This is a genomic window from Alloalcanivorax xenomutans (assembly GCF_032810065.1).
Taxonomy (GTDB): domain Bacteria; phylum Pseudomonadota; class Gammaproteobacteria; order Pseudomonadales; family Alcanivoracaceae; genus Alloalcanivorax; species Alloalcanivorax xenomutans.
The window spans coordinates 3,747,929-3,765,836 of record NZ_CP136538.1; the positions used below are offsets into that span (position 1 = coordinate 3,747,929).

General features: G+C 60.7%; 18 protein-coding genes. 9 read left to right on the top strand and 9 right to left on the bottom strand.

Translation table 11 applies throughout. From position 1 onward, the window contains the following. The first annotated feature begins 72 nt into the window (after positions 1–72). A complete protein-coding gene (locus RYH70_RS17265; RefSeq protein WP_022996682.1) occupies positions 73–462 on the top strand; it encodes an MAPEG family protein in 390 nt (129 codons plus the stop codon). A 40-nt stretch (positions 463–502) separates the two neighbouring features. On the opposite strand, the gene RYH70_RS17270 is transcribed toward RYH70_RS17265, so the two are convergent. Further along, the gene (locus RYH70_RS17270; protein ID WP_026949547.1) at positions 503–1,519 is read right to left on the bottom strand and encodes an AraC family transcriptional regulator; all 1,017 of its coding nucleotides are present in this window, start codon (positions 1,517–1,519) and stop codon (positions 503–505) included. Between the two features lie 200 nt (positions 1,520–1,719). Here RYH70_RS17270 and RYH70_RS17275 point away from each other — a divergent pair, with 200 nt between their 5' ends. Continuing rightward, positions 1,720–2,550 (top strand): SDR family oxidoreductase, encoded by an 831-nt coding sequence (locus RYH70_RS17275; RefSeq protein ID WP_097058770.1) that lies wholly within the window; start codon positions 1,720–1,722, stop codon positions 2,548–2,550. A 191-nt stretch (positions 2,551–2,741) separates the two neighbouring features. Continuing rightward, positions 2,742–2,927: a hypothetical protein gene (locus tag RYH70_RS17280; RefSeq protein WP_014996057.1), complete on the top strand. Its 186-nt coding sequence runs from the start codon at positions 2,742–2,744 to the stop codon at positions 2,925–2,927. Here RYH70_RS17280 and RYH70_RS17285 read toward each other — a convergent pair. Further along, positions 2,924–3,304: a hypothetical protein gene (locus RYH70_RS17285; RefSeq protein WP_031228805.1), complete on the bottom strand. Its 381-nt coding sequence runs from the start codon at positions 3,302–3,304 to the stop codon at positions 2,924–2,926. The two genes, RYH70_RS17280 and RYH70_RS17285, sit on opposite strands and share 4 nt — an antisense overlap. A gap of 267 nt (positions 3,305–3,571) precedes the next feature. Between RYH70_RS17285 and RYH70_RS17290 the strand changes: the two genes are divergently transcribed. Continuing rightward, the gene (locus RYH70_RS17290; protein WP_022996686.1) at positions 3,572–4,003 is read left to right on the top strand and encodes a hypothetical protein; all 432 of its coding nucleotides are present in this window, start codon (positions 3,572–3,574) and stop codon (positions 4,001–4,003) included. 25 nt (positions 4,004–4,028) lie between these two features. On the opposite strand, the gene RYH70_RS17295 is transcribed toward RYH70_RS17290, so the two are convergent. Then, a complete protein-coding gene (locus RYH70_RS17295; protein WP_317009456.1) occupies positions 4,029–4,454 on the bottom strand; it encodes an ArsR/SmtB family transcription factor in 426 nt (141 codons plus the stop codon). Between the two features lie 82 nt (positions 4,455–4,536). Here RYH70_RS17295 and RYH70_RS17300 point away from each other — a divergent pair, with 82 nt between their 5' ends. Together RYH70_RS17300 and RYH70_RS17305 are read left to right on the top strand one after the other, a co-directional pair. After that, positions 4,537–5,745 (top strand): MFS transporter, encoded by a 1,209-nt coding sequence (locus tag RYH70_RS17300; RefSeq protein WP_317009457.1) that lies wholly within the window; start codon positions 4,537–4,539, stop codon positions 5,743–5,745. A 211-nt stretch (positions 5,746–5,956) separates the two neighbouring features. Then, positions 5,957–7,282 (top strand): ABC1 kinase family protein, encoded by a 1,326-nt coding sequence (locus RYH70_RS17305; protein WP_031228485.1) that lies wholly within the window; start codon positions 5,957–5,959, stop codon positions 7,280–7,282. Between the two features lie 40 nt (positions 7,283–7,322). Here RYH70_RS17305 and RYH70_RS17310 read toward each other — a convergent pair whose 3' ends face one another. The 5 genes from RYH70_RS17310 to RYH70_RS17330 all read right to left on the bottom strand — a co-directional run bounded on the left by RYH70_RS17310 (position 7,323) and on the right by RYH70_RS17330 (position 11,520). After that, a complete protein-coding gene (locus RYH70_RS17310; protein ID WP_022995764.1) occupies positions 7,323–7,874 on the bottom strand; it encodes a porin family protein in 552 nt (183 codons plus the stop codon). Between the two features lie 135 nt (positions 7,875–8,009). Beyond that, on the bottom strand, positions 8,010–9,365 hold the full coding sequence (locus RYH70_RS17315; RefSeq protein ID WP_022995765.1) for a VWA domain-containing protein: 1,356 nt from the start codon (positions 9,363–9,365) through the stop codon (positions 8,010–8,012). Positions 9,366–9,374: 9 nt separating this feature from the next. Then, a complete protein-coding gene (locus tag RYH70_RS17320; protein WP_014996063.1) occupies positions 9,375–10,304 on the bottom strand; it encodes an AAA family ATPase in 930 nt (309 codons plus the stop codon). Between the two features lie 108 nt (positions 10,305–10,412). Then, positions 10,413–10,772, bottom strand: coding sequence for a putative quinol monooxygenase (locus RYH70_RS17325; RefSeq protein WP_022995766.1), 360 nt, complete (start codon positions 10,770–10,772; stop codon positions 10,413–10,415). Between the two features lie 115 nt (positions 10,773–10,887). Then, complete coding sequence (locus RYH70_RS17330) at positions 10,888–11,520, bottom strand: TetR family transcriptional regulator (protein WP_026949544.1); 633 nt, start codon at positions 11,518–11,520, stop codon at positions 10,888–10,890. 252 nt (positions 11,521–11,772) lie between these two features. Here RYH70_RS17330 and RYH70_RS17335 point away from each other — a divergent pair, with 252 nt between their 5' ends. Next, positions 11,773–13,779 (top strand): SDR family oxidoreductase, encoded by a 2,007-nt coding sequence (locus tag RYH70_RS17335; protein ID WP_022995768.1) that lies wholly within the window; start codon positions 11,773–11,775, stop codon positions 13,777–13,779. A gap of 163 nt (positions 13,780–13,942) precedes the next feature. Here the strand turns inward: RYH70_RS17335 and RYH70_RS17340 are convergent, their stop codons facing one another. Beyond that, a complete protein-coding gene (locus tag RYH70_RS17340; protein WP_097058771.1) occupies positions 13,943–14,926 on the bottom strand; it encodes an alpha/beta fold hydrolase in 984 nt (327 codons plus the stop codon). Between the two features lie 372 nt (positions 14,927–15,298). Here RYH70_RS17340 and RYH70_RS17345 point away from each other — a divergent pair, with 372 nt between their 5' ends. Together RYH70_RS17345 and RYH70_RS17350 are read left to right on the top strand one after the other, a co-directional pair. Further along, positions 15,299–16,795, top strand: coding sequence for an adenylate/guanylate cyclase domain-containing protein (locus RYH70_RS17345; protein WP_022995819.1), 1,497 nt, complete (start codon positions 15,299–15,301; stop codon positions 16,793–16,795). Then, positions 16,782–17,837, top strand: a complete 1,056-nt coding sequence (locus RYH70_RS17350) for a hypothetical protein (RefSeq protein WP_317009458.1) — start codon at positions 16,782–16,784, stop codon at positions 17,835–17,837. The genes RYH70_RS17345 and RYH70_RS17350 overlap by 14 nt, the downstream gene beginning before the upstream one ends. The last annotated feature ends 71 nt before the right edge of the window (positions 17,838–17,908 follow it).

Here is a 17,908-nt window from a genome sequence, read left to right on the forward strand (position 1 = left end):
AAATTATTAGAGCCTATCAAGGCTGTGCCGCCACGGGCGGCGACACATGTTTTTCTGTCTGGGGGGACGGTTATGGAATGGGTGGCCATCGTCACGGTGCTTGCCTTGCTGCAATGCGCCCTGTTCAGTTTTCTGGTGGGGCGGGCCCGGGTCAAATATCAGATCCGTGCGCCGGCCGTGGCCGGACACGAGCTGTTTGAGCGCAGTCACCGGATCCATGCCAACACGGTGGAACAACTGGTGCTGTTCCTGCCCGCGTTATGGTTATGTGGCTGGTACCTGGAGCCGCGCGCGGCGGCGGTGGTGGGTAGCCTGTTCCTGATCGGCCGCCAGCTCTACTTTAATCATTATCTGGAACAGCCCCGGGATCGTGGCACTGGTTTCCTGCTTGGTTTCCTGGCGACCCTGACACTGCTACTGGGCGCTCTCGGCGGGGCCATCAGCTCATTGATCCTTCATTGAGCGCGGCCGTTTACCGGCCACACCCCACGGCCCCGACACCCTAGCCGCGATAGTCGGACGGGCTCTTGCCGGTCCAGCGGCGGAACGCACGGGCGAAATTGGAAGCATCGGAATAGCCCAGCGCGGCGGCGATATCGTCCACCGAACGGCGGCTTTGTGACAGGTATTCCACCGCCAACCCCTTGCGCAGATCATCCAGCAGCTTCTGGTAGCTGGTCCCCAATTGCTGCAGCTTGCGCTTGAGCGTGCGGGAGGACATGTGCAACTCACTGGCCACTTCCTCGACGCCGGGAAACCGGCCCGAGCGCGCCAGAATAATTCTGCGCACCTGCCCCAATAACGGCGGCGGTGCCTTTATATGGGCCAGTTCCTGCTCGCACTGCACTTCCGCCAGACGCGACAGGCGCGGATCCGCGAAGCGCAACCGGTATTGCAAACGCTCCGCGGGAAAGCGCATTTGGCTGTAGGCACAATCGAAATACACCGGCACCGGAATCAGCGGCCGCAGCCGCTGAAAGTAATCCGGCTCCGGATAGGAAAAGCGCAGCTCACCGAACAGCTCCACTTCCGGCAGCATTTGCATCCCCATGAAATGGAAGCTGGAGAACAGGCTCTCCGTCAGCAACGGCGCCAGATCACCGAGAGACAGCATTTCATTGACCTGCAGCACCGCCCAGTCGCCTTCGACGAAGGACTCCAGTTGAATCAGGGTGCTGCGGATACGGAAGAATTTCACCGCCAATTCAATGGCGTCCCCCAGGGTTTCGCTGCTCATCGCCGCGTAGCCGAGAAAACCGTGGGAAGACAGCGGCGTCGCCGCTCCCAGTTCCCAGCCGAGCCAGGGCTCGTTGGTGAGCATCACGGCACGCCGGGCCACCCGCCGCAACAGCGTCGCCGACACCCGTGATTTCGCCTCACGCCAGCATCCCTGGCGAACACCGGTTCCATCCAGCAATTGCTCTTCGCTGAACCCGCGTTTCTTCATCACTTCCATGAAGGGAATCAGGTACTCCGCGGACACCGCGTATTCCTCGGGATTCATTTTTAGAATTGTCATCTTGCCGTTCCCGTCTTGATCTCTTGCATTGGCCTGAAATGACAGACCTGCACACCATACCCAGCCCTCTCCCCGGCCGGCATTGCCCCTGAAGCCCGCCGGACGGGCACCTGCGGTCAACCGTGCCGCCCCCTCTTTCCACCTCTCCAGCAGCAGGCGTACTCTGTAAACCTCCCCTGGCACGCATAAAGGAGAACATCATGTCGACACTGAGCGGCAAAACCCTGTTCATCACCGGCGCCAGCCGTGGCATTGGCAAGGCCATAGGCCTGCGCGCAGCCCGCGACGGTGCCAACATCGTGCTGTTTTCGAAAACCGCCGAGCCCCACCCCAAGCTGCCCGGCACGCTTTATACCGCCGCCGAGGAAATGCAGGAGGCCGGCGGCAAGACCCTGGTGTGCGTGGGGGACATTCGCCATGAGGAAGATGTGGCGGACGCGGTACAGCAGGCGGAGGAGACCTTTGGCGGCCTGGACATTCTGATCAACAACGCCAGTGCCATTTCGCTCACTTCCACCGAAAGCACCAGCATGAAGTCTTATGACCTGATGCATCAGGTCAACGCCCGCGGCACCTTCCTCGCCAGCCGGCTGTGCCTGCCACTGCTGCGCCAGGCGGAGAACCCTCACATTCTGATGTTGTCACCGCCGCTGAATCTGAACCCGGCCTGGTTCGGTCGCCACCTGGCCTACACCATGGCCAAGTACGGCATGAGCATGTGCGTGCTGGGCCTGGCGGATGAGTACCGCAACCGGGTGGGCGTCAACGCGCTGTGGCCACGTACCGCCATCAACACCTCCGCGGTCCGTAATCTCCTTGGCGGCGAGCAGTCGGTGCAGGCCTCACGCCAGCCGGGCATCATGGCCGACGCCGCCCATGCCATCCTGATCCAGCCGGCGAACCAGTGCAGCGGCAACTTCTTTATTGATGACGAGGTCCTGGCGGCGGAAGGCGTGGACCTGGACCGTTACAAGGTAGACCCGTCGCTGAGCGATGATCAGCTGTTACCGGATTTTTTTCTGGATTCCTGATCGCCAGGCCGCTATCCACCAGCGCCGTGGTGGCTGGCAAAAACCGTCACATCCTGCCGCAGGGCGCGGCGCCGGATCATCGGGCTTCGGGGACAAAAAACATATCCCCCTGATTTAAAAAGAAATAATCAGGGAGAAGAGGCTGGCACGGTTCTCGCTATCCAATGGAGACAACGATCAGGTGAGACATCATGAGCAAGGTCATACGCCTCGAAGAGCGCGACCCCGAAACCGCCCTGGAAAACCTGAACCGGGTCACCGGTCTGGACTTCCACTGCTGGCCGGAGTCATTGCTGGAACAAGACCGCAAGACGCCCCGGCCCCAGCCGCGACCGGCCAGCACCAAACCCCGTCGTACCGCGGGCGGCACGGCTTAGTAGTTGGAAATCAGCTTGTCCTGGGGATCCAATGCCATGCCCCGGCGCTGCATGTACAGCTCTTCCACCACATAGCGCATGGACGGATCGGATAGGCCCAGGGTCACCTGGATCTGCTCCACGCTGTCACTGAGCCGGAGCTTGACCACCCCGGACAACAACGCACTGCCTTCTCCCTGGACCTCGGCGCAGTCGACCACCACCGCCTGCTCACCCCTTTCGTCCAGGCAACACACGCGCAGTTCCACCCGGCCCCGGGCTCCGGTCACCCGCACCCAGGAGGCCACGTTGAATTCCGCTTCCCATTGCCGGGCCCGAGCCGGCCTTCCCCCCGCCCAGATGCGCTCCGGCACCTTGGCAATAAACGCTTCACTCATGGAATCCATCTCGCCATTTTATTCTTCAGGCAGTGTACGGACGGTCTGGAATCTCTGCCACGGGCGACTTGGCGGGGGCAGGTTGATATGCATCACAAGGCCGGGCAACAAGCGCTGTTCTATTGTCTGACAATCAAAACCTTGCCATGCCGCGCTACCCCGTAATCTAACCCCATACTTTGGCGAATCGTTCTCGCCAAACCTTTTTCTCCGACAACGCCAAGGCGTTTGTCGCCCCCCAAAAGACCCGCTGACGAGAGGCGATCCATGGGCGAGTTGAAAGAACTGCGTGAAGAACGGGCCAACCTGGTCAACCGTGCCAAAAGCCTGGCCAACACTCTCTATCTGGCCGGCCTGGGTGCCTACAGCAAGGCCAATGAGAAATCCGAGGAGCTCTACGGACACTATCTGTCCACCGGTGCTCAAGCCTACGGCGACGAGGCCGACGGCAAATCAAAACTGGCTCTGGCCAGCCGTGGCTTGCTCCTGAGCGCCCGTCAACTGATCGACGAGGCACCGCGAAAACGCCAGGAGCTTTACGAAAACCTGGTTGCCGCCGGCAAGGAGCAGCGCGGTGAGAAAGCGGAAAGCAGCAACGAGTTCGTATTGGCCGGTGTGGGCGCCGTTTCCACCGTGCGCGAACAAGGTCAGAAGCTGCTGGATGAGCTGATCAGCGCCGGCGAGAAAGAGCGCGCCTGATTCCAGTTTTCTGTCACTTCTCTCCTTACCTGGGGCCGTTATCGGCCCCTTTTTTTTGGTTCATCGCGTACCCGGCCGGTGGCTGCCAGTTCTCCACCAAGGTCAACAAACCTGGAAAGCCGGCGTCCAGATCCTCGCGGCGAAGACGGCTACGTCGCTCAAGGCCGTATTGTCGCTGACGGATTACTCCCGCTTCGCGCAGTGCTTTGAAGTGATGGGTCAATGATGACTTGGGTCGATCAAAACCAAACCAGCCGCAAGGATGGTCGTAGGCGTCGGACTCACGTATCAACTTGTGCACGATGGTCAGACGCAAGGGATCAGCCAAAGCTTTCAGGATGGTTTCCAACCGCAAGTCCTCGGCGGCCGGCTCATCCAACGGTGGCGGCAGATCGGCGGGCGTGTCCGCCGGCGCGGCGGATTGGGTATCGCTAGATTCTGTCTTCATCATGGTCTCATCATAACACTGCTGTACGAGATTTTTCGAACCATGCTATAGTTCGAAAAATCTCGTACAGCATATGGAAGCCGTCATGTCACTTTTCTCACTATCTCGAGGTGCCCAAGTAAAGGCCACCGCCGCGCCTTCTACTGTTAGCATGTGGGCAGCCGCCTGGATGGTCACCGCAGTTTTCATGCTGTCCAACTCACCGACACCACTCTATGTGCACTGGCAGGAGCAACGGGTTTTTTCCTCCGGTATGTTGACCGTCATCTTCGCGCTCTACATCGCCGGACTGCTGGGCACTTTGCTGGTTGCCGGCCAGTTGTCCGACCGTTATGGCCGCAAGCCTATACTCGTGCCTGGACTGGTCTCCGCGTTGGTTGCCTGTGTCCTGTTCGCCAATGCGACGTCGGTTGGTATGCTTGCCGCGGGCCGTCTGCTGAGCGGTATCGCCGTAGGCGTGATCGTTTCGGCTGGCATGGCGGCAGTGGTCGATGCCGGCGGCATGGAGCATAAACGCCGGGCGGCGTTGCTGGCATCCATCGCAATGGTCCTGGGCGCCGGGCTGGGGCCACTGCTGGCAGGTGGCTTGGCTCAGACATTGACGCAGCCAGTGGTTCCAATTTTCATCATCGAGGCACTCGTCCTGCTCAGTGCCCTGATTGTGGCGTGGGGATTGCCGGCACGCAGCACGAAGGTAAACAGCCCCCTCCGTCTACGCCTGCCCCAGGTGCCGATCTCCAACCGGCTGCACGTTCTGTCTGGCATTGCCACCTTCGGCCCAGGTATTACCGCCACTTCGTTTGTGCTGGCATTGGGGCCGTCGCTACTGTCCAGACTGCTCGACGTGCGCAGCCCCTTGCTGGCTGGGGGTATGGCTTGCGCGATGTTCTTTTCCGCTGTTGGAGTGCAATTTCTGGCACGGCAATGGCCAGTAACACGTCTCTTCATCATCAGCGCCACCGCCACGGTGCTGTCAATGGCGAGTCTCGCACTGGCGATTTATACCTCGCTGGTTCCCGCGCTCGTCGCCTCCGCATTGCTCGCCGGGGTGGGGCAAGGACTCGGCCAACTTGGCGGCCTGACCCTGATTGGATTGCATGTACCGGACAGCTATCGCGCGCAGGCCAATGCAATGCTCAATATCGGCGGCTATATACCCGCAGCGCTGTTACCCGTAGCAACCGGTTACCTGATCGACGCGGTGGGGTTGGCGGCAGGCGCGGCCTCATTCGCCATAATACTAGCGACCACAGCATGGTTTGGGGGTGGCTGGGCCAAGCGGGCCGCCTTATAGTGCCCCCTTGATCCACCACCGGGCAGCTCAGCGGAAACAAATCACCTGTTCAAAACTTGGACACCTCATCACTGGGCGGCGGCTAGGGCTGTTCACTCTACTTGCGTCGCGCCTGTTGTGTGAACAGGTCCTGGTCACCCTCCATCGCCTTCCTCGCCGGATTAGAGCACCATAGGAACTCCAACACCGTAGTGATCCCATGGAGGGCACCGTGGCCAAACGAATCCGCAATCCGCTTGCCGGCGGCGGACGCCTGCTTAAACTGACGGGCATGACCACCTCCATCGCCACTCGCGTGGCCACCCATCAGGTCAAGAGCTGGTTTCAGGATGACGCTCTGCGAGAGACCAACCGCGAGGCCCTGATGCGCCATATTGGCCGGGAGGTCGCGGCCACGCTGGGAGAGATGAAAGGCGCGGTGATGAAAGTGGGGCAAATCGCCTCGCAGATGCAGGACATTCTGCCCAAGGAAATCAGTGAACAACTGGCGGTACTGCAGAACGCTTCCGCGCCAATGCCGTTCCACGTTATCCGACGGCAATTGGAAACCCATCTGGGCGGTAAACTCGGCGACCATTTCAGGGAGTTTTCCGAAACACCGTTCGCGGCCGCATCCATCGGCCAGGTCCATGACGCGGTTACCCGGGATGGAGAATCGGTGGTGGTCAAGGTGCAGTATCCAGCGGTGCGCAGCTCGATCGATTCGGATATGCGCCATCTGAAACGCATCCTCAGACTCGGCAGCCTGCTCAAGGTGAATGAAGCCGCATTGGACTCGGTATTTCAGGAGATCCGATCGCGACTCAACGAAGAGCTGGATTACCATCAGGAAGCGCGCAATCTGAATCACCTGCGCGAGTTTCACCGTGACCAGCCCTGGCTGGTGATCCCCCGGGTCCACGCTTCTCTGTCCGGTGAGGCGGTGCTCACCCTGAGCCGCGAAGACGGCGTCCCTCTACACCAGGTCAACGACGAGAATGGCTTCGACCAGCCGCTACGCAATCTGTTGGGTGAGCGCTTGTTTGACGCCCTGGCGGCGGAGATTTTCCAACTAGGAACGGTGCACTGCGATCCCCATCCCGGCAATTTCGCTTTCCGCCGGGACGGCAGTATTGTGATGTACGATTTCGGCGCGGTGAAGCAACTGAGCGAAGAGGATATCGAGTTGTTCGGCAAGGTCATCAACGCCGCCACCAAGGGCGACTGGGAACACCTCGATGCCGGCTTGATTGAACTGGGCGCGCGGCGGCCCGACAGCCATCCGCCACCGGGATTCTACGATCGCTGGGTGCCTTTGATACTGAGTGGATTTTCTCCCGAGCCGGTCAATTTCGCAGACGCCCGGGTTCATCTGGATATCGTGGAAACGGTACGCAAGACGCCACTGTCGGCGCTGCTGACATTTCAGCCTTCGTCCCGGACATTACTGGTGGAGAGAGTGGTGAGCGGGCACTACTGGACCATGAAAGCCCTGGGAGTTCATTCAGCGTTCTTGCCACGCCTTCAATCCAGCATGGCGATGTCGAAAGTGGGGTAATGCCTTAAACAGGCTCCTTACCCCACCGCGCTCCGATACGTTAGAACGCCGACCGCAAACCGACGCTAACGCCGGAAATTTCCTCTTCGTCCTTGTCGAAGTAACGCATGTATTCCAGATTCATTCCCAGAGTATCGGTAAGATTCACATCAATGCCCGCGCCATAGGATTGATCCTCGAAACGGCGACTGTCATCCACCTGATAATTGACGCCCGCCAGGGTCCCCTCGGCCTTCACCGTCCCTTTCATTTTGGTATAGCCGCCGATGATGTAAGGATGTACCGATTCCGCCAGAGGCGCTGATAATTTCACATAAGCGCCATACATATTGTCCATTTCAAAATCGACGATACCCCGGGAGTCCTCATCGAATCCCATGCCACCGCGGATTTCCATTCCCAGATAATCGTTGAATTCATACCCAGCACGGAAAACGGCGGAGTCAATTTTCAGCGTATCGCTGTCGTACTCCTCATTATCGTATTGCATTTGAGTGTAGTTGCCGCCGATAAAGGGACCGGCCGCGTAGGCCCCACCTGCGGTGAGCGAGAAAGTAACGGCCACTGCTGTCGCGAATTTCCGGGTCAACATAAATCACTCCTTACTTGCGAGTCGAACCACTCGGGTTACAACGGTGTGACTTATGCTATCCGGGGGAGTTCGGGAGAGGGGTTAAATGGCGTTAAAAGCGAGCGAAGCAGTTCGCATTTTAAAATTTCACTTCAACTACTGTGCGTTGTTCAGCGCCCGCAAAAGATAATCCACGAAACGGCTGAGATCGTTCAGGCTGGAGCAGCGGCGGGCGGCCCGACAGTAGGGTTCGTATTTGGCCATGATGGCGTCACCGCTGTTCCAGCGTGACGGATGCTCCGGGTTCAACCAGAAGACCTGGCGGGCACGGCGCGAGATTTCCGCCAGATGCTCCTCACCCGCGGGCAAGTCATTGTTGCGTGCATCCCCCAGAATGATCACTGTGCTGCGCCGGTCGATCTCCCGGCCACAGGCCTCCTGGAAGGACTCGAACATGTAGCCATAATCGGTGCCGCTGCCGGAAACCCGGTCGAGAATACGCCCCACCGCCACCTCGGGATGGTACTGACGGAAGTCATCGGTGACCTCATCGAAGCGGGCGGCAAAAGCAAAGCTGCGCACCTGGGGCAGAACATCGTTCATGGCATAGAGGAACTGCAACAAAAACCGGGCCGCCTCACGCACCGACCCGGAGACATCGCAAATTACATACACTTTACTCTTCAGCTTGCGCCGTTCACGCCAGTGCAACTGCACCGGCACGGCGTTATAGCGCAGGCTGGAGACCAAGGTACGGCGGGCGTCCATGGCGCCGCGTTTGGCGCGTTTTTGCCGGCGTTGATGCAAAGCGGCAAGGCGGCGCGCCATGCGTCGCACCAGATCCTGAATCTGGTGGTACTCACGGAGTTCACGGAACGGCGCCGCCCGCATGGTGTGTTCCCTGAGCGCACGGCCATGGGCCCGGCCGTGCAACTCGAACTGCCGCCGTACATACTGGCTGGCCCGCTCCCGCACCTGCTGGCGCCAATCCCGCAACTGCTCCGCCCGGTTCTGATCCCGGCGGCGCGGCGATGCCGCCAAACGCAGAATATCGTCGTCCACCGCCCCCATCCCCATGTTCATCACCAACTGCCGGGCGAACAGTCCCTGTTGGGTAATGACCTGCATGGCGGTGAAGTCCTGCTGGGCGGCGGCCTCGGCGAGACTCTGAGTCAGTTGCTCCGGCGACTGGGCAAGCAGATTGGCGGTGGTTTCCGACAGATCTCCGGTGTCCATATCGGTGGTGTCGGGCAAAGCCCCCACCTCGGCGTCTTCATCGCCATCCGCCGCAATGGACTCGAAGTGAAAAAAATCATCGAAGCACTGATCGAAGCGGGCCCGGTCCACCTGGGCCTTGACCAAGGTCTGCGCCAGCGTTTCCCGGAACTGTTCGCGCGGGTGGTAGCCGATCAGAGCCGCGGCCCGCAGCGCTTCTTCCGCTTCCACCGGAGAAATACGAATCTGTGCCCCACGCAAGGCACGCACGAACTCATGCAAACGACGATCAGCCATGACTCGACCTCAGCCCGCGCGCTGCTTGCTGAACCAATGCGGTAACAGGCCACGCGCCAACGTCACGTCCTGTTCGTTCTTGAGGATCAGGGTCAGCGTCTGCTCAACCAGCTCCGGCTCGAGACTGTCGGCATGCAACAGCACCAGAGCCCGGGCCCAGTCCAGGGTTTCGGAGATGGCGGGCAGTTTCTTCATGTCCTGCTCACGCAGATGCTGAATGAAACTCACCAGTTGCTCGCGCAACCGATCACCAAGCTCCGGCACCCGCTCGGCGACAATTCGCCGTTCCAGATCCGGTTCCGGATAGGGGATATAGAGATGCAGACAGCGACGCTTGAGAGCGTCGGACAGCTCACGCTGGTCGTTACTGGTGAGAAACACCAGCGGACGATGGCGGGCACGTACCGTACCCAGTTCCGGGATGGAAATCTGAAAATCAGAGAGCAGTTCCAGCAGGAAAGCCTCGAATTCCTGATCCGCTTTGTCGATCTCGTCGATCAACAGCACCACCGGCTCCTCCGCGCGCAGCGCCCGCAACAGAGGACGAGGCTCCAGAAAAGTATCGCTGTAGAAAGCGTCACCCAGGTCGCCGAGACGCGCCATGCCCTGTTCCAGGTTCTCCGTATCGGACAGCAGGGAACTGAGCTTGTCGCGCAGCAATTGCGTATAGAGCAACTGCTTGCCGTATTTCCACTCGTACAGGGCGCGGCTCTCATCCAGCCCCTCGTAACATTGCAGGCGGATCAGTGGCGCTTCCAGAAAGGCGGCAGCGGATTTAGCCAGCTCGGTTTTGCCCACCCCCGGCGGGCCTTCCACCAGAATCGGCTTTTGCAGTTGAGCGGCCAGGTAGACCGCCAGCGCGGTGCGTTGATCGCATATGTAGCCCTGGCGGGCAAAACTGGCGATCACGTCATCCACGGAATCGATACGGGTCTTCATGAGCGTTTGTTCTCGGTTATCCACGTCCGGTTCCCCCAGTGTAGGGGATTCACCGACAGGGTCTCAGGAAGGAATGGACGCCGCCATGGCCGAAACCGACATACGGCGTCAATGCAGGACGGTATCGTCTCCCAATACCATGTCGAGGCGTGGCGGGACGTCGTCGATTTCCTCTTCGTCCTCTCCAGTGACGTCGAAACGCAATGAATGCACTTCACCGTCGATCATGTCGGGGATACGATCGAGAAAATCATCCAAATGATCGGAATCGAAATGGCGTTCAAGGGCGTCCAGATCGCGCCACTGCTGCCATAACATGATGACCCGGGGGGAGTCAGCCTGTACGTAGACTTCGTATGAAACGCAGCCCTCCTCGAGGCGCGCTTCGCGGGCCAGAGTCTGAATCAGGGCCAAGGCGTCATCCCGCAGATCATCCCGCACCGGAATGAGCCCTTTGACGATTACCATTGTGCTCCAGGGGATAGATTGGGAAAGGACGGCATTGTAGCACAAATCGCGGCAGCCCGCTGATGGCGCCTCCGACGGCCGATTTCGCTGCCGTAACGAAGCCGCCGGAAGACGCCTAGAGGCGCTCGCCCTGAGCCCAGCGGCGCCCTCCCAGAGCCAGGATCGCCAGTTGCTCCACCGCATTGGCCGCCAACTCCTCACGCCGCGCCGGGGAGACATCGAGCATGGCCACGCCAAGCCCGAACATGAGCGATACCGCCGCTTCCGCTTCACGCTCGGCGGGCACCGCCGGGCGCCCCTGGGCCGCCACCACGGAACGAATGTCCTCGGCCAGCTCATCCACCAGCAGTTGCAGCTCACCGTGAATACGCGCCCGGTAGCGCCGGCTGCGCCCCAGCCTCTGCTGCAGCAACAGACGAAACTCGCCTTCATTGGACAGAATGAAGCGGCCAAAGCGGCCCACCAGTTCCTGGATCGCCTGGCGCGGCCCGATCTCGATCATGCTGCGACGCCCTTCCGACATGGCGACACGCAACCGAAAGCAGGCTTCGTCAATCAAGGCCAGCCCCAACGCTTCCATATCGGGAAAATGGTTGTACAGAGACGTGGCGGCGAGGCCGGCTTCACGGGCTACCTCGCGCAATCCCAGGCTGTCCAGGCCCCGCCCTCCGGCCATCAGCTGCCGGGCCGCGCCCAGAATCCGTTCGCGGGTTTCCTTTTTCTGCTTTTGTCGCAGGGTTTCCGTCATTTTCAACAAACAACTGTTAGTTATTGCTTATCCCTATATAGCCATAAAAGGCAGGCTTCTTGCAACAACCGTGGAAGGCTGTTGACATCCGGACATAACGATCACAAAATAACTAACACTTGTTAGTTGTAATGGCGAGGCCGGCCCATGCTGGCATCGCCCGGACAAGGGGCGCATCATCGATCAGGTGCCCGGCAAGATCATAAACAGGCTCTACAACACACCGTGCGTGCTAACGAGGGATTGACCGCCATGAACTATTTCGTCACCGGGGCCACCGGTTTCATCGGCCGCTTTCTGGTTGCCCGGCTTCTGAAACGGGAAGACAGCCGGGTCTTCGCCCTGGTTCGCCCAGGCTCCGAATACAAGCTGGAGGCTCTGCGGAGGCGGCTGGGCGTCGAAGAGCAGCGCCTAGTACCGATTACCGGCGATCTGACGAGAAAAAGCCTGGGTCTGAGCAAGCGGGACCTGGATGACCTGGCCGGCCAGATCGACCACTTCTTCCATCTCGCGGCGATCTACGATCTCAATGCCGACGAGAACACCCAGCGTTACACCAATATCGAAGGCACCCGCCAAACCCTGAAACTGGCGGAACAGCTGCAGGCCGGCTGTTTCCATCATGTTTCCTCGGTGGCCGCCGGCGGACTCTATCCCGGCACCTTCACCGAGGACATGTTCGAAGAGGCCTCCGGCCTGGACAATCCCTACCTGCTGACCAAGCACGAATCGGAAGCCCTGGTACGCCAGGAGAGCCGGATCCCCTGGCGCATTTACCGGCCGTCTCTGGTAGTGGGCCATTCCCAGACTGGGGAAATGGACAAAATCGACGGCCCGTACTACTTCTTCAAACTGATCCAGAAGCTCAAGGATTATCTGCCCAACTGGTTCCCGCTGGTGGGCGTGGAAAGCGGCCATTTCAATATCGTGCCGGTGGACTTCGTCGCCAGTGCCCTGGATCACATCGCCCATCTGCCGGAGGGGAACGGCCAGTGTTTTCACCTGACCGCCGAGCGCAGCTATAACTTCAGCGAGGTGATGGATATCATCGCCGGCGCCGCCCAGGCGCCACGTATGCCGGTGCGCCTGGATAACCGCGTCTTCAATGCGGTCCCTGGTTTCGTCAAAAAAGGCGTCAACGCGCTGACCCCGAAAGCACTGATCAACCAGCTGCTGGAAAGTCTGGACATCCCGCCCACCATTGTTCAGTTCCTGGCATTCCCGACTCAGTACGACAACCAACGGGCCAGGGCCGCTCTGGAAGGCAGCGGCATTGAAGTGCCGGATCTGGAAAGCTACATCCAGCAATTGTGGGATTTCTGGGAAAATCACCTGGACCCGGAGCGGGACCAGCGCAAGGACGAATTGCAGCCGCTACCGTCCTTGCCTGACAAGGTGGAGGACAAGGTCGTGCTGATCACCGGAGCCACTTCCGGGATCGGCAAGGCCTCGGCCCTGAAGCTGGCCCGCGCTGGAGCCACCGTGCTGGTGGTGGCCCGCACTCCGGAGAAACTGGAAGAGACCCTGCACGAGATCAAGCAGGTGGGAGGCATCGCCCGGGCCTACCGTTGCGACGTCTCGAAGATGGAATCCGTGGATGATCTGGTGAAGGAGGTTCTGGCGGATTACGGCCGCGTCGACATCCTGGTGAACAACGCTGGCCATTCCATCCGCCGCTCGGTGGTCAACTCGGTCTATCGTTTCCACGATTTCGAACGCACCATGCAATTGAACTACTTCGGCTCATTGCGGCTGATCATGCGCCTGTTACCGAGCATGCTGGAACAGGGCAGCGGACACGTCATCAATATTTCCAGCATCGGCGTTCTGACCAACGCACCGCGCTTCTCCGCCTATGTGGCATCCAAGGCGGCGCTGGATTCGTTCACCCGCTGTGCCGCCAGCGAGCTGGCTCACCAGGGCATCCGTTTCACCACCATCAACATGCCGCTGGTGCGCACGCCGATGATCGCACCTACCAAGCTGTACAATCACGTACCCACCATCAGCCCCAGCCAGGCGGCGGACATGATCTGCGACGCCATCGTGCGCCAGCCCAAGCGGATCGCCACCAGTCTTGGCGTCCTCGGTCAGGTGATGCATTTCATTACCCCCCGGGCCACGGAAACGATCATGAACACCGGCTACAAGCTGTTCTCCGACTCCGCCGCCGCGATGGGGCGGCGTGAGCGCACGCCCAAACGAATCAGCCGCGAGCAGGCGGCCTTCTCCCGATTGTTTAAGGGGATTCACTGGTAGCGGGTGCGTTCTGCACGATGGAGGTGGCCGCCATGGACGGCGGGCATAAAAAAGGCCCCGCCGTGGGGCCTTGAAAAACCGGATATACCGGAAGCATACGCAGCGGGGCTTGCGCCCCGGAAAGAATAGTCGCCGATCCACGCCGGGCTGCCCTTGATACAGATCAGGGTTCGGGGTGATCCTCTCCGGGCGGGGCCGCCTCAGCCAGAAACGCCAGCATCTCCCGATTCACTTCCGCCGCCTGCTCCATCTGGATCCAGTGCCCGCACTGGTCCAGCACCACGGTATTCAGATTCGGCACATAGTCCGGCATGCGTGCCAGAGCCTTCTGACTGAACATCAATACCGGGTCTTGCATGCCACCGAGAAACAGCACCGGCGCCTGAATCGTCCAGTTGTCGTCAGCGCGGCTTTCCTCCCAGGAGATATCCATGGCTCGATACCAGTTGAGCGCCCCGGTAAACCCGGTCTTCTCGAAACGGGCCACGTAGTAATCCAGGTCTTCCTCACGCATCCAGCGCGAGGGCCGTGCTGGCACGCGCATGGAATCCAGCACGCCGCTGTCATCCGGCGCCACCTGGAAGTTGGCCATGCCTTCGGCGGAAAGATTGTGGAACAGAGCCCGCAGGCTATAGCGAACATCCTCACCAAGCTCCCGTTCCGGCGCTTCGGCTTGCTGAAAATAAAGCATATAAAAGAAATGATCCCCGAACAGCTCCCGCATCGCCTCGGTGGGCGCGCGTGGCGAGGGGCCACCGTAGGGGACCGACAGCCCAACTACCGCTGTCACCCGCTCCGGGTAGGTCCTGGCCACTTCCCAGGCCAGCGCGCATCCCCAATCATGCCCCACCAGCACCGCCCGTTCGGCACCAAGGGCATCAATCAGGGCCACCACATCCCCGGCCAGCCGGGACAGGCGGCAGTCCTCCACCGTCGCCGCTCCACGGGTTTCGCCGTACCCGCGCAAATCCGGCGCCACGGCGTGGTATCCGGACTGGGCCAGTACCGGTAATTGATAGCGCCACGACGCCCAGCACTCCGGGAAGCCGTGCAAACACAACACCAAAGGGGCGCCTTTGACGCCGGCTTCGGCAATGAACATATCCAGACCGTTGGCGGGCACCCGCCGCTCTTGTATAAATCCCATCTTGATTTCCTGGAACCCGCTTTTGCCGGGACAATAATCCGGAACTACCCGGTTATCGGACGCACGACGCATCCGGCACCGAAACCCGTCATGCTGGTTGGGTGGAAACGAGGCCCATTCCATGGTTCCCTAACCTGCGTCATTCTGGCAATGTGACACCGGAGCCACACCCTGGCAAGCTGCGGGCGGGCCACACCTTGATCCATTCCTCCGCGGAGCGGCTATTCAGGTAGAATATCGGTAGAGAATACCAATCCGGTGTCGATGGCACCGGGCCCGGCCACCAGCCATCCCCGGCAAGGGCACGGCGGCACCGCCGCTCCAGCTTCGGCAAAGACGGGCACTCGCAAAACCGGCTCTAGGAACAGCAGCGTGGACGATCCTTCAAGACAGCAACCGCAACAAAAAAAGCACCGGTTCCGCCGGCTGTTGCGCCCTTACCTGCCCGCCTACTTCCCGGTGGCCTGGAAGATGGGCCTGTCGATCTCCGCCATGATTCTTTTGGGCATGGCCGTTCTCGGCACTCTGCTGCTGAACAACCAGCTTGAGCGCATGCGTCAGCAGGCGGACAGTTTCGGTGGTGCCATCGCCTCCCAATTGGCGCATACCGCCCGCGAGCCCTTACTGGCCGAGGACCGCTTCCTGCTCAAGGTGCACATCAATAATCTGGTCCGCAGTGACAATATTTACGGCGCTACCCTGTTTGACCGGGACGGCGGCCTGATCGATGAAGCGGGAGTGCAGCCGGCCCGGCGCGGCCCCTTGAGCGAAGCGGGCGTCAGCCGTTGGACCATGGCCGGTTCGCCCATGAGCACCTATATTTCCCCGGTAATGGTCAACGATATCCAGGTCGGCGCGGTGGCGATCACTCTCTCCGATCAACCTATCGCTCTGGCCCAGAAAGAGGTCCGGACGGCCATGATCACCGCCACCGTGATCATGGGGCTGATCGCCATAATCGCCTCTTTCGTGATCAGCCGCCGGCTGTCCCAGCCAATCCGTGATCTGCTGGCCGCCACCAGCGCCATGCGGCGTGGCGATTTGCAGTTCCGTATTCGTGAACGCCGCAATGACGAGATCGGTCTGCTGATCGAAGCCTACAACAGCATGGCCCATAGCATGCTGGAGAAAGATCAGGTGGAAAGGGTACTGCAGCGTTTCGTCAGTCCTTCGGTGGCGAAAAGCATGATGGCCGACCTGGATCAGGTCACCCTCGGCGGTCGCGACGTCAACGCCACGGTGGTGTTCGCCGATATCGTCGGCTTCACCCGGTTGTCGGAAAGCCTGGCGCCGGAGGCGGTGGCCCATATGCTCAACGTTTACTTCGATGCCGTCGCCTGGGCGGCGGATTCCTATCGCGGCACCATCGACAAGTACATGGGTGACTGCGCCATGATCGTGTTCGGGGTGCCGGAAGAGGATCCCGAGCACTTGTTCCATGGCCTCTGCTGCGCGGTGATGATCCAGCGCCTGATCCAGCGCCTCAACGAACATCGGCAGGCCCGTGGCCTGACCACCGTGGAATTCCGTATCGGCATCAATTCCGGCGCCATGCTGGCCGGGAACCTGGGCTCCCGTGACCGCATGCAATATACGGTGGTCGGCGATACCGTGAATCTGGCGTCACGGCTTTCCAACATGGCCGCCGCCGGCGAAATCATCGCCGCCGCCGCCGTGTTCAAGGACGCCAACATCGCTCCCCGGGTGCGGGCGCTGGAATACGGCTCCATGCGCGTTCGCGGCCGGCAGGAGCCGGTCAGCACTTACCGGGTCGATGGCGTGCACGCCTTGTCCGAGACTCTGATGGAGCAACGGATCGCCCAGTTCCTGACCCGCCTCAACACGGACGGACACCGTGCATCGTCCTGATTCAACTCGCCGCCCCGCTCTTCTTCTGCTGGCGGGACTGACCGCCTTGAGCGCTTGCCAGACCACGCCGCCGCCACCGGAGGTTACCCGGGAGTCGTTGCAACAGGCGCTCCATGAGCACCGTTACCGGGAAGCGCTGACCATGCTGGATACGCGCCTGCTGCAAGACCCGGATCAGCCGGAACTGAGCCAACAGCGCGAAGACATCATCAAGGCAAGCCGCGAATACCGTGAGCAAACCCTGGCGGAAGCACAGCGTCTGGCCGGGCAGGAGCAATGGCGTGACGCCCAGGGGCTGCTGGAGTCCACCGGCGGGCATCTGATCCATCCCGGCCCATTGGTGGCCTTGCGTGAATCGCTGCACCAGCAGGAAGCCCAGCGCCTGCGGCAACGTCTTTCCGAATGGTGGCAGGCCCAGGCCCGTGCGCTGTTGGACAGCGCCACTCTGGACAGCACGCTCACCGGCTACACCCTGCCGGAGGCGGGACAAACCCTTGAGCTCCGCCAGGCCTTGAAAGCCGATTTGTCCGAGCGGCTCACCGAGGTGGGGAACACCTACGCCGAGCAAGGCGACTGGTCACGGGCGCAACGGGCCTTGCATCTGGCGCACCAGCTGCAACCGGATCAACCCGCGCCCGAGGCTCTGGGTCAGGCGCAACAGGTACTGGCCCGGGCCCGCCAAAGGGCCGAGCAGCAACAAACTCAGCGCCAGCGGGAACGCTCCGAGTCATTGATGGCGGCCTACCGCGAGAGCGGCTCCCTGAAGGATCTGCTGGCGATACGGGAATACTTGCGATCCGCCCCCAACAACCACCTCACCGCTTTGCGCGACGAGGTGGAGACACTTTGCCGTGAACGCTACACCAAGGATATGGCCACCGGAGATGCCCTCTACGCCCGTGGTGAATACCAGGCCGCATACGCTATCTGGCAGGAGCTCAAGCCCCTGGCACCCGACAACGTGGAACTCAACAAGAAGCTGGAACGAACCCGGCGGGTCCTCAACAACCTGAGGGCGCTGGACGCCACCTCATCGGAGTAGCCCGCGCCTCTCTCGCCTGAATCACCGAGAAGCCCAGAAAGGAAGCAGAGGAAGCGGCTGGCGGGCCAACC